Source organism: Parafrankia sp. FMc2 (genome assembly GCF_041008525.1).
Taxonomy (GTDB): Bacteria; Actinomycetota; Actinomycetes; order Frankiales; family Frankiaceae; genus Parafrankia.
Genome location: NZ_JBFLUG010000087.1, coordinates 21,244 through 32,926 on the forward strand (window position 1 = coordinate 21,244; position 11,683 = coordinate 32,926).

The 11,683-nt window shown below is 71.5% G+C and carries 11 protein-coding genes and 1 pseudogene; 5 read left to right on the forward strand and 7 right to left on the reverse strand.

From position 1 onward, the window contains the following. Window positions 1-15: 15 nt before the first annotated feature. The 6 genes from AB1460_RS24615 to AB1460_RS24640 form a co-directional block, all read right to left on the reverse strand. Window positions 16-603 carry a hypothetical protein gene (locus AB1460_RS24615; protein WP_368964455.1) on the reverse strand — a complete coding sequence of 196 codons (588 nt, stop codon included), beginning with the start codon at window positions 601-603 and terminating at the stop codon, window positions 16-18. A 7-nt stretch (window positions 604-610) separates the two neighbouring features. Further along, window positions 611-916: a hypothetical protein gene (locus AB1460_RS24620; RefSeq protein WP_368964457.1), complete on the reverse strand. Its 306-nt coding sequence runs from the start codon at window positions 914-916 to the stop codon at window positions 611-613. Window positions 917-1,160: 244 nt separating this feature from the next. Then, complete coding sequence (locus AB1460_RS24625; protein WP_368964459.1) at window positions 1,161-2,126, reverse strand: D-alanine--D-alanine ligase family protein; 966 nt, start codon at window positions 2,124-2,126, stop codon at window positions 1,161-1,163. Window positions 2,127-2,178: 52 nt separating this feature from the next. Then, a complete protein-coding gene (locus tag AB1460_RS24630; RefSeq protein ID WP_368964477.1) occupies window positions 2,179-3,387 on the reverse strand; it encodes a PLP-dependent aminotransferase family protein in 1,209 nt (402 codons plus the stop codon). Window positions 3,388-3,695: 308 nt separating this feature from the next. Further along, window positions 3,696-4,463 carry a DUF7662 domain-containing protein gene (locus AB1460_RS24635; protein ID WP_368964461.1) on the reverse strand — a complete coding sequence of 256 codons (768 nt, stop codon included), beginning with the start codon at window positions 4,461-4,463 and terminating at the stop codon, window positions 3,696-3,698. A 38-nt stretch (window positions 4,464-4,501) separates the two neighbouring features. Continuing rightward, the gene (locus AB1460_RS24640) at window positions 4,502-5,050 is read right to left on the reverse strand and encodes a hypothetical protein (RefSeq protein WP_368964463.1); all 549 of its coding nucleotides are present in this window, start codon (window positions 5,048-5,050) and stop codon (window positions 4,502-4,504) included. A gap of 214 nt (window positions 5,051-5,264) precedes the next feature. Here AB1460_RS24640 and AB1460_RS24645 point away from each other — a divergent pair, with 214 nt between their 5' ends. Both AB1460_RS24645 and AB1460_RS24650 read left to right on the forward strand, forming a co-directional pair. After that, the gene (locus AB1460_RS24645; protein ID WP_368964465.1) at window positions 5,265-6,374 is read left to right on the forward strand and encodes a hypothetical protein; all 1,110 of its coding nucleotides are present in this window, start codon (window positions 5,265-5,267) and stop codon (window positions 6,372-6,374) included. Between the two features lie 451 nt (window positions 6,375-6,825). Beyond that, window positions 6,826-7,728 carry a carbohydrate kinase family protein gene (locus tag AB1460_RS24650; protein WP_368964467.1) on the forward strand — a complete coding sequence of 301 codons (903 nt, stop codon included), beginning with the start codon at window positions 6,826-6,828 and terminating at the stop codon, window positions 7,726-7,728. A gap of 472 nt (window positions 7,729-8,200) precedes the next feature. Here the strand turns inward: AB1460_RS24650 and AB1460_RS38405 are convergent. Next, window positions 8,201-8,320 (reverse strand): annotated as a pseudogene (locus AB1460_RS38405) (WD40 repeat domain-containing protein); the annotation flags it as partial. 580 nt (window positions 8,321-8,900) lie between these two features. Between AB1460_RS38405 and AB1460_RS24660 the strand changes: the two are divergent. From AB1460_RS24660 to AB1460_RS24670, 3 genes are all read left to right on the forward strand, one after another. Next, window positions 8,901-9,182, forward strand: a complete 282-nt coding sequence (locus tag AB1460_RS24660; RefSeq protein ID WP_368964469.1) for a hypothetical protein — start codon at window positions 8,901-8,903, stop codon at window positions 9,180-9,182. Window positions 9,183-9,644: 462 nt separating this feature from the next. Then, window positions 9,645-10,886: a winged helix-turn-helix domain-containing protein gene (locus AB1460_RS24665; RefSeq protein ID WP_368964471.1), complete on the forward strand. Its 1,242-nt coding sequence runs from the start codon at window positions 9,645-9,647 to the stop codon at window positions 10,884-10,886. Between the two features lie 546 nt (window positions 10,887-11,432). Continuing rightward, on the forward strand, window positions 11,433-11,579 hold the full coding sequence (locus AB1460_RS24670; protein ID WP_368964473.1) for a hypothetical protein: 147 nt from the start codon (window positions 11,433-11,435) through the stop codon (window positions 11,577-11,579). Window positions 11,580-11,683 lie beyond the last annotated feature (104 nt).

Here is an 11,683-nt window from a genome sequence, read left to right on the forward strand (position 1 = left end):
GAGAGGTCCGAAGGACTACCCCGAGCCCAGAGGGTCGTCGTCCGAACCGGCGGGCGGGACGTCGACGGTGAGGGCGGTGGCTTCGAGCTCGTAGCTGTCGCCCTGTTCGGTGAGGCGGGTGGCGGCCTCGTAGAGGCCGGGCAGGACGAGAAAGTCCTTGCTTCGTGCCGCGGTCTCCTTCGAGCGGATGATGTGTCCCAGGCTGGCTACGTGCAGAGTCAGGCCGTAGTCGGGCAGTTCGTAGCTGCGGGCCTCGCGGCACAGCGCGTCGTAGGGACCGACCCCGGGAAGTTCGATCAGGACGTCGATCGCGCCGGCGGATGTCGTGTACATGGCCATGTAGTCGGTGTAGAACTCGGCGGGTTCCACGATCGGGTGTGGGGTGTACTCGGTGGAGTCGACGTTCTTCTTCGTCGTCGACGGCCCGGAGAGCGCGGCCGCGAGCCGGGCGAGGTTCTCCGGGGTGGGTTCGGGGACGATGTCGAGGTCGTTGGTGATGTTCGGGCTGCCTTGGAGCCGGGCCCCGACCCCACCGACGATCACGTAGTTCACCTGATGGTCGGCCAGGCGCTGCAGCAGGCCGCGGAGCTTGAACTTGGCCACCGTCGGGCTACCGCCGCCCGACGGGGCGGATGGCCGACAGCGTTTCGGCCTCCTCCTCCAGCTCTCGCAGCCTGTCCTGCGGCGACAGCGCGAGGATCGCCTCGACCTGCACCCGCAGCCCCGGATCCGACGTCCATGGCTGCCCCACCAGGGCACGGGCACGCACCATCGCCTCCGCGGCCCGCGCCCGGTAGTACGCCGCCCGCTCCTCCGGCGCCCGCGGCACCTCCGCGGCGGCCACCACGGCCGTCTTGGTCGCCGCGGCCGGCGCAGCAGGTGGACGGGGCGCGAGGTCGTCTGCCGGAGTCTCCACGCCCCCAGGATGCCAGCGGCCTGCGACAGCCCGCGGGCCGGACCGGGTCAGGGCACCACTTCTGATCAGCGGCGGACCGTCGTGAACACGTCAGCGGGCCGCTGGTCGGTTCTCGGCGGTGACGGGCGTGGTGGGCCAGGCGGCGGTGTCATCACGGACGATCGGCTGACCGGTGACCTCGCAGCGGTGTCCGCCGCGCCGCGGGTCAGAGCGGCGGTGTATCGCCGCCGAGTGACAGTAATGATCACCTGGGAGGGGTGTCATGGCGGTCGCGTGCGCGGGCCGCCAGATCGCGGCAGACCACCGCGAGGTCGAGACCGGCGGCGTGCAGGCCCATCGGCCAGGTGCTGGTGTCGGTCATGCCCGGGGCCACGTTCACCTCCAGGAACTGCGCCACACCGTCACCGTCGATGATCATGTCGGTGCGGGACAGGTCCCGCAGCCCCAGTGCACGATGCGCCGTCACCGCGGCCTCGGCGGCGGCGCGCAGCACCTCCCCACCCAGGCGCGCCGGGGTGAAGAACGAGGTCGCGCCCGCGGTGTACCGGGCCGCGTAGTCGTAGACCCCTGCCACCGGCTCGATCTCGACAACCGGCAACGCGACCGGCCCCTCACCGCTGTCGAGGACGCCGACGGCGATCTCGACCCCGGTGACGGCCTGTTCGATCAGCGCCGAGTCGTGGTAGCCGAAGCAGCTCATCAGGGCCTCGGCGAGTCCGCCCGCGTCGTCGACCCGGCTGACCCCGAACGCCGACCCGCCCGCCCGCGGCTTCACCACGACGGGCAGTCCCAGCCGGGCGACGATCCGTTCGATCAGCGCGGCGGCCCCCAGGTCGTGGAACGCCTCCCGGGGCAGTGTCACCGCCGCCGGTGTCGCCACCCCCGCGGCGGCGACGGCCGCCTTCGCCGTCGCCTTGTCGAACGCCATCCGGCAGGCCGGGGGCAGGGCGCCGACGTAGGGCAGGTCGTACAGATCCAGCACCTCGCGGATCGTGCCGTCCTCACCGGACGTCCCGTGCAGTACCGGGAACACCACGTCGGGTGGGTCGGCCGCCAGCGCCGGCAGTGTCGCGGCGTCGACGTCGGCCAGTTCGGCCTCGACATCGATGCGGGTCAGCGCGTCGCGCAGCCGTTCCCCCGAACGCAGGGAGACCTCCCGCTCGGGTGACAACCCGCCGGCGAGGATCAGCACACGGCCCAGGTCGGTCATCGTCGCGCCCTTCACGGTGTCGAGCACATTAGGGACGGGAGGGTCGAGCACATCAGGGAGGAGAGGGACGGGAGGGGCGGGAAGCGAAGGTGTCACGAAGATCCAGCTCGTCGCGTACGACCGCGCCGAGGCGGCCGACCCCCTCGCGGATGCGTTCCGGCGGCGGGTAGCAGTACGACAGCCGCATGCTGGTGCCGCCCGACCCGTCGGCGTAGAACCCGATCCCGGGAACGTAGGCGACCCGGGCGGCGATCGCCCGCGGCAGCATCGCCTTGGTGTTCACCCCGTCCGGCAGCGTCAACCAGACGAAGAATCCGCCGTCGGGGCGGGTCCAGGTCGCGCCGGGTGGCATCGCCTCGTCCAGGGCGTCGAGCATGGCGTCGCGGCGTTCCCGGTACATCTCCCGGAACGCTTTCACCTGCTCCGCCCACGGTTGGGTCGCCAGGTACCGCTCGACCGCCAGCTGGGTGAACATCGACTGTGACAGGATCGCCGACTCCGCCGCCAACACCAGCCGCGCCGTCACCGCCGGCGGGGCAAGCGCCCACCCGACCCGCAGCCCGGGCGCCAGCGTCTTCGAGAACGATCCCAGGTAGACCACGTCGTCCGGGGCGTCGGCGCGCATCGCCCGCACCGGCTCACCGGTGAACGACAGCAGGCCGTACGGGTTGTCCTCGACCACGAGCACCCCCGCGCGCCGGCAGATCTCGATCACTTCGGCCCGCCGGGGGCCCGTCAGTGTGATCCCTCCAGGGTTCTGGAACGTCGGCACCGTGTAGAGTAGCTTCACCCGGGCACCCTCGGCCGCCAGCCGGCCCAACGTCTCCGCGAGCGCGTCCGGTGACAGGCCGTCGCCGTCCATCGGCACGTGCACGATCCGCGCCTCGTAGGCCGCGAACGTGTTGATCGCCGTGACGTAGGTCGGCCCCTCGGTGACCACGACGTCGCCCGGGTCGATGAACACCCGGGTCAGCAGGTCCAACGCCTGCTGCGACCCGGCGGTCACCACCACGTCATCGGGACGGGCGTCGGTGATGCCCTCCATCGCCATCACGTCACAGATCCGCGCCCGCAACCCCGGATCACCCTGCGCCGAACCGTACTGCAGCGCCACCGCACCCCGGCTCAACACCAGCTCCGACACCGTCGCCGCGAACGCCTCCAACGGAAGGACGTCGACCGGGGGCATTCCCCCGGCGAGCGACACGATCTCGGGACGGGATGCCACCGCGAACAACGCCCGAACCTCGCTCGCGATCATCCCCTGGGCACGCAGCGCGTACCGATCCCGCCACCGATCGAGAGTCACGCTCCGTGACACTACCGGCCGTACCCACCCCGCCGCGCACCAGCCCACGACGGCCACCACCATGACCGTCAGCCGTCCAGCGCACTCTCCACCAACGAATCAGCCTGACATCAGGCTGGCAGCGGTCGATCGATGGCTGAATCACTCCAGGGGAACGGCCGCGCGGGTGAATCGTCAATACTCGGTGTACGACCTCGGTATCTGGGTTGCCCCAGGTGGGGGTTACTGCACCAAGGAGTCCCCCCGGGTGGTGGCCTGCATTACTGCAGGCGGACGAAGGTCAGTCTCTCGTGCGGGATGTCGAGGTCTCTGACCGTCCAGCCGGCGTCGCGGATCGCGCGTGCCACGGCGCTGCCTTCGAATCCGTGCCAATGGGCAGGGTGACGTCGGGACGACGGCGGCAGGGGCAGGCCGATGATCTCCTCGATCTCGGCGAAGGTGCTGGGGAGGCGATCCGCGGTCTGGGCACGGAGCCAGGCCCACAAGGCGCGGTACTTCCCGGCGTGGCTGTTCGTCTGCACCCGCGGGGTTCCGCCGCCGTCGTCGGCGGCGGGCTGGCCGCCGGCCGGCGCCGGGCCGGCATCGTCCGGTGCCAGGCCCGGCGCCCGCGGGTCGTGCGTGGCGAGCCGGTGGACGTCCTGCTCGGACCAGACGAGGATCCGCGGTCCGGGACGGTCGACGAGGGTCGCGGCGAACCGGCGGGTCGCCTCCACCTCCTCGCCATCCCCGAGCAGGACGATGACCCCGAGGCCGGCGCTCAGATCGGCGAGGTTCAGGTAGTCGCCCTTGATGTGCTTGCGCGTCCGCCAGCTCGACTCCACCTCGAAGCCGACCACCGGCAGCGGGCGTTCGAACCCCGGTATCGCCAGGCCCTGGGCCGCCAGCCAGACGACGTCGAGCCGGCCGCCCTGAACCGGGTACTCGCGGGCCACCTCGAAACCCAGCCGCGCGCCGTGCGCGCACAGGATGTCGATGATCCTGCGTCCACGTTCGCTGGCCGTCTCCGCGGGCTCCTCGGGCCGGGTCACGGGGTACTCCTCGGTGCCTCGGTGGGATGGGGTGGGTCTCAGCGCTGGTGTGTCGGCAGGTAGTCGATCTCCAGGTCCGCGTCGGCCCAGGAGAGCCGCTCGGTCCAGTCCGGGGACGGGAGCAGCGTCCACCAGGAGATCGTCGAGTTGTACGACCAGCGGCCGGTCGCAGGCCCGAACCGCAACGCCACCGAACCGCCTTTCGCCAGCCGGCCGAGCGTGTGCGCCAGGAACGCCGACACCGTGTACTGGCTGGGCGCCAGCTCCCGATGCCCGTAGTGCGTCACCAGGCGCGCGAAGTCCTCCGGTCGGCGACGCGCGTACGCCCGCTCCACCAGGCCGTACTCCACCCATCGGCCCCGGTGCTCGGCGAGCGCGGCGGGCAGCTCGACGTCCAGGCCGAACTCCTCCGCCAACCCGCCCAACCCGGGTTGCCCGGCGGCCTGCGGGGCGGCCACCAGCCAGCGGTGCGGGCCCGGCTGGGGATGCCCGCGCCCCACCTCGCAGACGAACAGCCACGAGCCGTCGCCCATCCGCGCGGGTCGGACGAACTCGTCGGAGTGGAAGGGGCATACCTGCGCATCCATGCGACACAGCCTTGCAGCAGCCATGAACGACCAGGCCGCGGCGGGTGCCGGAATCCACCGACTCGCGTACTACCTCCGAGCTGGTGGTTGATCGTCCGGTAGCGTCGCCTGGTTCGGCGGTGAGCCGGGCGAGACACGGGGGCGGGGGCACGTGGAAAGATCGTCATTGCTGTGTTCGGACCGGAGGAGTTTCGGCGTCCGGCCACGATCGACGTTGGTGGGGCGGCTGGCCGGCGCGGCGCTGGCCGCCCTGGCCGTGGTCACGGCGGCCGGATGCGGAGCTGATCCCGGCGGGGCGCAGGCGGCTGGGGGCGGAGCGATGCCGAACGACCCCTACCTGGTCGCCCAGGACCTCGCGGACGCGCTGTCACTCGACGTCGTCACCGACCTGCGGGAGGACCCTTTCACGCTTGTCGACCTCCAGACTCCCGACCCCTCCGTCTCCGCGGCGGGGCACGCGGTCGCCGCGTCGGGCGAAGGATCGGTCTACTTTCCCGCGGGCGCCGAGGGTCTCGACGTCTGGCGCTTCACGTCCGCCGGCGACGCCGAGGTGTGGCAGCGGTGGTTCGAGCGGTACGGCGGGGCCTTCGGGCAGGACAGTGTCCGCTGCCAGAACATGGTCCTGGTCGGCTCCTGGCTGGATCAGCCCGGGCAGTCGGTGAACCGTCCGGACCAGCTCACCCGGACCCTCGCCGATCTCTACACGGACTGCCGGGCGGCCGCCAGCCCGGCGACCGGCGCCGGCCTCGTGGCCACGGTCGAGGGCACCTCGACCGCCGCGGTCTCGACCGGCCCGAGCCTGAGCCCGACCATGGCGGCGGTACTGCGTGCGCGCGACGTCACGCCCACCCCATCGGCAGCCACTTTTCTCGGTGACCCGTCCGCCGAGACGGAGAACGACCCCGTGACCATGCCGCCTGCCGCGACCCCGGCGCGGCAGATCCGGACGCCGTTCGTCGACGGCTGGGCCCCGCCGTCGGGCGGCCCGTCCGAGTCGTTCACCGACGCGATGGAAGTCGTCTCGGTGACCCTGGCGGCGAACGCGGACGCGGTGACCGTCGCCCACGTCGTGGTCGTCAACCACGCCTCCTCGGCGGCGACCCTCGTCGCATCCGCGGAGATCTGGAACCTGAGCCTCACCGAGGCGGCTGCCTACTACGGCGACGGCTGCTACCTCTTCCAGCCGGGCCAGCAGCGGACGCTCACGCTCCAACCCGAACAGCTGCCCTCGATCCTGAATCCCGGACCCGAGTGGACGAACTTCAGCCTGTCCAGCCAGACAGGGCCGTGCAGCCCGGCAGCACCCGGATACCGCCTGCTCTGAGCGGGCCCGACGTCTCCCAAAGCATGCTCCTCGAAACGGGTGGTCGACCGCGGCCGCCTGCCCACGGGCCGACGATCCAGGTGACGGTCGTGGAGAATCATGCTTCATGACAGACGATGGCAAGTGCGGTGTGAGCCGGTGTACGGAACCGGCGCGCGGTTCGGTGCCGGCGGACAGCCCCCTGCCGGGCGACCGGTCCCCCGTGTACGGCGAGGTGCGTCTGCCGACCTGCGTCCAGCATGGCCGTGAACACCATCGTCTCGTTCTCGGACGTGACCCTCGACCCGAGGACGTCACGATCACGGAGGTGGATTCTCCGGGCGGACCGTGACAGCACCGGCCAGCCAGGAGTGGGCTACCGCCCCGGGCCCTGCTGTTCCGCCGCGCCCGGCCCCAGCCGCGGTCCCGGCCCCGGGCGCTGATGGTGGACGGGCTTGGTGACAGGCTGCTGATGGTGGATTCTCCGGTGGTCGTCGTGGGTGTGGTCAACGCCCAGCAGACGATTCCGGTGGATGGCTTTCCCGTCACCCAGGCGTCCGTCCGCTACCTGCCGCACGGGCTGCGGCTGGGGGTGTCGGGGGTGGGCTACAACGTGGCGCGGGCCCTGAGCGGGCTGGGTCGCCCGGTGCGGCTGGCGACCGTCGTCGGCCGGGACGCGGCGGGTGTACTGGTGCGGGACGAGCTGGGACGGGCGGGGCTGGCCGGAGCCGGTGTCGTCGAGGACGAACACACCGCGCAGTCCGCGGTGCTCGTCGCCCCGGACGGGCGCCGGCAGATCAGCACCGACCTGAAGGATCTTCCCGGGTTCCCCTACCCGCCGGCGGTGTTCGCGGCTCTTCTCCCCGGGGCGCGGGCCGCGGCGATCTCCACCATCGGCTTCGCACGGGGGCTTCTCCCGATCGCGGCCGAGGCGGGTGTTCCCATCGCGGTGGACCTACAGGCAACCCCAGGGCTGCAGGACGCCTACGCCCGGGACTGGGTGGAACGGGCGACGGTCGTCTTCTGCTCGGGAGAGAACCTCACCGTCCCCGCGGAGCGCTTCGCCCGGGACGTCTTCGCGCTCGGCCGGGCGCGGGTCGTGGTCGTCGGCCTCGGAGCGGCCGGCTGCGCACGCTTCCTGCCCGGGAAGCCGCCGCGTGCCGTTCCGGCCGTCGCGCCCTTCGGGGTGCGGGACACCACCGGCGCCGGCGACGCGCTGTTCGCCGGCTTCCTGCACTACTGGCTGCGCTCCGGCGACCCGGACGACGCGATCGACCGGGCGGTCCTGGTCGCCGGCTGGACGGTCGGTTTCCCCGGGACGGAGACCTATCCCACCCACGACGACATCGCCACCCTGCGCTCCCGGGCAGGCTGACATCCGGTGGGACGGGACCGCTGCCAGCTCCGACAGCCTGGGCCGGCTGTGGTCCGCGGTGGGGGAAGGAACCCTCGCTGGGCGATGATCGCCTGATGCTCATCGTGTGAGATTGGTGTGTCGAGGAGATCCTGGTGCCGATCGTCGGAGCGGACGGGTTCTGCTCGCGCGACTGCAAGCAGGAGGCCGCCGGTGGCGCGACCGCGGCCGGGGAGCCGCCGCGCGGCCTGGTTCGCCTGGGGACGCGGCCGCCGCGGCGGAGAACGCGGGTGCGTCGCGCGGAGCCAGCACCCGGCCCCGCGCGACGCCCCCTGAAAGCCAGATTTTCCCTACGCCCGCGACCCGCCGCAGCGGTTCCGCATGCTCGACGACGAATGTCGGAACGGGCCCCTGCCGGACGCCCGCCGGAGACACGGCGGGTAGCGCTGAGATCCACCGGGCACCAGAACCGACCGGCGACAGCGACAGGATGCTATTCCACCCTCCACAGCCGCACTGTCCTGTCGGCGGAGGCGGTGGAGAGGGTCTTCCCGTCCGGGGAGAACGCCACCGACTCGACCACGTCGGTATGACCGGTCAGCGGCTCGCCGACCAGGCTGACGGAAGCCGGATCGGGGTTAGTGGTGGTGACGATGACGGTGAGGGCGACCAGCAGGGTCAGGAAACGGCACCAGCAGCGGCCAGCAGCCGTCGGCGGGGACGTCGGCGCGGCTGAGGCATATGGGACTGGCAGGCGGGGGTGGCTCGGTCAGCTGCTGGTGCCACAGCGCCTACAGAGGCTGCTTCGGGTCGAACGGCGGGCGGCCGGACAGGAGCCGGTAGGGCACGATCCCGAGGGCGTACAGGTCGGTGGCGGCAGGTGGCCGCCGGTGATCAGTGGAGTCCAGGGACTGCGGTCGGCCGCTGCCGCGAACACGGCGTCGGCCCGTGATGCCCCGTTCGCACGGCAGTGTCGCGTTTCGGTGGCTCGCTGTCCGTTCCCCTTGCTGTGGTCTTCGTGTTTCCACGTGTCGAGGTCCGTGCTCGGCGTGCTTCGATCGCACAACACCTGAGCTACTGTGCGACCTGTTTGCCCCACTCTGTGGGCGACGGATTGACGCCCGACACGCGACACGCTTCGTGGTGCACCACGTCCGACGTGTCCGCACCTAAGTGCGATAGAAGGTTCAGTCATGTCACGCACACCGATGCATCCGACGCACGGGCGCCGTTCCGTGAAGCGCTCCGGATGGCTGCGTGGGCGCACGTCGCCCGAAGTCGAGGACCTGGCGAAAGCCGCCGCCGCCGCCCAGGGGCTGACCATGTGCCGATGGCTGGAGAAGCTGGTGCTCGAGGCCGCGCCGCCTCTGCTCGGGCTGTCCCCGTCCGACGTGCCGCCGCCTCCGAAGGCACGCCCTGTCCGGCGCGGTTCGCCGCAGCCGCAGGGCGGCGAGGAGCTCCCGATGGCGGGCTAGAACGAGAACGAGGTCGCACCCCTGGCAGGGCGCGACCTCGTCTACGTGTGTGCGGGTCCTGAGCGACCAACTCGGTGTCCCGCGGTACTGCTCCTTGAGGACTAGAAACCCTTTGATCGTCCCGGTCGAGCTACCAACTCGAGCCGGTCCAGAGCCTCTAGCGTTTGGACTACGCATGCATTGTTACACGACAGCCGGCCGCAGCCGAAGAACTAGTGGCGCGTCACGACGCCAAATTTCCGGTTCGGTGCGGTATGCACCCCCACCGTCGCCTTTTGTCACCTCGACAGTGGCCCGCGGGTGGGCATCCTGCGGTGCGCGTCGGACCCACTACAGATCCCCCCAGGCGAGCGAGTCTGTGCTGGTCACGGCGGTGCGGGCAGGTGCCGCCGGCTGATGACCAGGCCCGCCACCCCGCCGCGCTCCCCCGTCCTGCCTGCTCCTGGGACTGGGACGGTCGGCGTGTCCGGACAGGCGTGGCTCGCGTTCGACGCGGCCGCCTGGGGTAGGTCGGGGCGGGCACTTCCGGGCCGGCCCCGCCGCGACCTGTCGAAGCGGATGGCGGGGCTGCTCACCCGAGGAGACACCGAAGGCCACTTCACGCACGGACGCAGCGCCGTGGCGATGTCGGTGACGCTGGCGGCGGTGGGCTCCGGGTGGTCTCGTGACGAGCTCCGCCAGGCCCTCGCAGAGATCTCCCACGTCACCGGCACACCCGGCGACTGGATGGTGCGCGATCCCCGCGGCCGCCGCCGCTCGGTGGGCGACCAGGACCATCGCGTCGCCTACATGTGGCGCAACGCGGTCGTGCGCTGGTGCAACCGGCCGCCGGCGGCGGACCTGCCGCAGACCATGGTCGAGATCGCGGCGATGCGGGAGGCCGCGGACGCCCGGCCGTTCCTGTGGGGCGGTCAGGGCGGGGCGTCGGACCGGGCGGTCCTCGAAGCCCTCTGGGAGATCTGCGCCCGGGCGGGCCGGCTGGACCCGACCGCGAGCATCCGCCAGATCGCCGAGAGGACGACGGTCACGCCCTCCACAGTCGACCGGGCGATCGGCCGGCTGATCAAGACTGGATGGCTGCGCGTCGACGAACCCGCCGGCGTGGATCTCATCGGTGAGGAGGACGAGCACGGCCGCCGGCAGGGGCGGCTGCGTGCCCGCCGGCTGCACCTGCTGCTGCCCACCGCCCTGCCCGCCGCGGTCGACCCGGGCACGCTCGCCGATCCCGACAGCGGGGAGCTGCCGGTGACCCGCTGGTCCAGCCAGGCCGTCCACGACGTGTTCACCTGGCGGGGGATGGGCCGGGTCGCGGGTCGCCTGTACGACACGCTGGACGGAACCCCCGTCCCCTCCGGGCTGCTCGCTGCCCGGGTGGGCTACACCGCGCCAACCGTCCGCAAGCATCTGCGCAGGCTCGCCGCCGCCGGGCTGGCGTGGCGGTCCGCCCGCGGCTGGACCCGGGGGGTCGCCGCGCTGGACGCGGTCGCGACCCGACTCGGCGTCGACGGAACGCTGGCCGGGCGTGCCCAGCGGTACGCCGAGCAGCGCGCCGGCGCCCTGGCCTGGTTCGTCGAGCACGCGAACCGCCGCGGCTGGCGGGTGGAACGCGGCCAGTACCGCCCCCAGGGCACCCCGCCGGCCCGCGTTCCCCGTCTTCCGCTGCCCGTACAGCCACCGGAGACCCGGATTCCGCTCGGGGTCTGACGCCCACCCAGGGGACACCTGCGCCCCACGTTCATCACTTTCCGTAATCGAACTGGATGGTCGTGCATCCGTACAGGGCGTCAGATCTCCTGGCACCAAAGGGGATCCGCCCATCCGAGTCTTTTCACGGACTGTGCACGACACCGGACGGGCACAGCAGGCTCCCTGTCCGCACGGCCCACGCCACCGCACGACCGACCGACACCGCGGGCCCGCGACCAGAATCGACTGTCCGCGGCGCCGAACCGGCCCCTGCAGGGCCATCAGAACCCCAGGTTGTGATGGCCCTGGACCTTCGTATGTCGGTAGGTGGGGCATTAATTTCTCGCGGGATCAGGTGATAGTCGTCCCGCCTGCCACCATCGCTAGCGACCTGCCGGGAGGCACGGTGTTCTCCCCCGTACGTCACGATGCCCGCCTTGTAGCTCGTGTGCAGCGTGACGCGAGAGATCGACGAGACCTGTTCCCGACGGCCCTTGATCGAAAACTTCAGAACGAGGGCGTCAACAGCGTTGACTAGCGGGGCTATCCGCACACCCCTCGGCTGTGACCGGTCTCCTCACGGGCTACGCCCACCGCTCGACCGACGGCCGGGACCTCGCCGCTCAGCGGGAGATTCTGGCCGGCCTCGGCGTCCCCGAAGACCGGCTCTATCTCGACCGCGGACTGATGTCGCAGCCTCCGGAAAACTGACCCCCTGGGGGGCCGCGAAAGTTGACCCCCTGCTGAGGTAGGAGGGGTGCTGAAGGTGGAGGACTGGGCGGAGATCCGCCGGTTGCATCGGGCTGAGGGTGTAC

Bases quoted from the DNA above. Each gene is read 5' to 3' on its own strand.
- AB1460_RS24630 (WP_368964477.1), bottom strand. From the start codon at position 3,387: ATGATCGCGAGCGAGGTTCGGGCGTTGTTCGCGGTGGCATCCCGTCCC.
- AB1460_RS24640 (WP_368964463.1), bottom strand. From the start codon at position 5,050: ATGGATGCGCAGGTATGCCCCTTCCACTCCGACGAGTTCGTCCGACCC.
- AB1460_RS24650 (WP_368964467.1), top strand. From the start codon at position 6,826: ATGGTGGATTCTCCGGTGGTCGTCGTGGGTGTGGTCAACGCCCAGCAG.
- AB1460_RS24660 (WP_368964469.1), top strand. From the start codon at position 8,901: ATGTCACGCACACCGATGCATCCGACGCACGGGCGCCGTTCCGTGAAG.
- AB1460_RS24625 (WP_368964459.1), bottom strand. From the start codon at position 2,126: ATGACCGACCTGGGCCGTGTGCTGATCCTCGCCGGCGGGTTGTCACCC.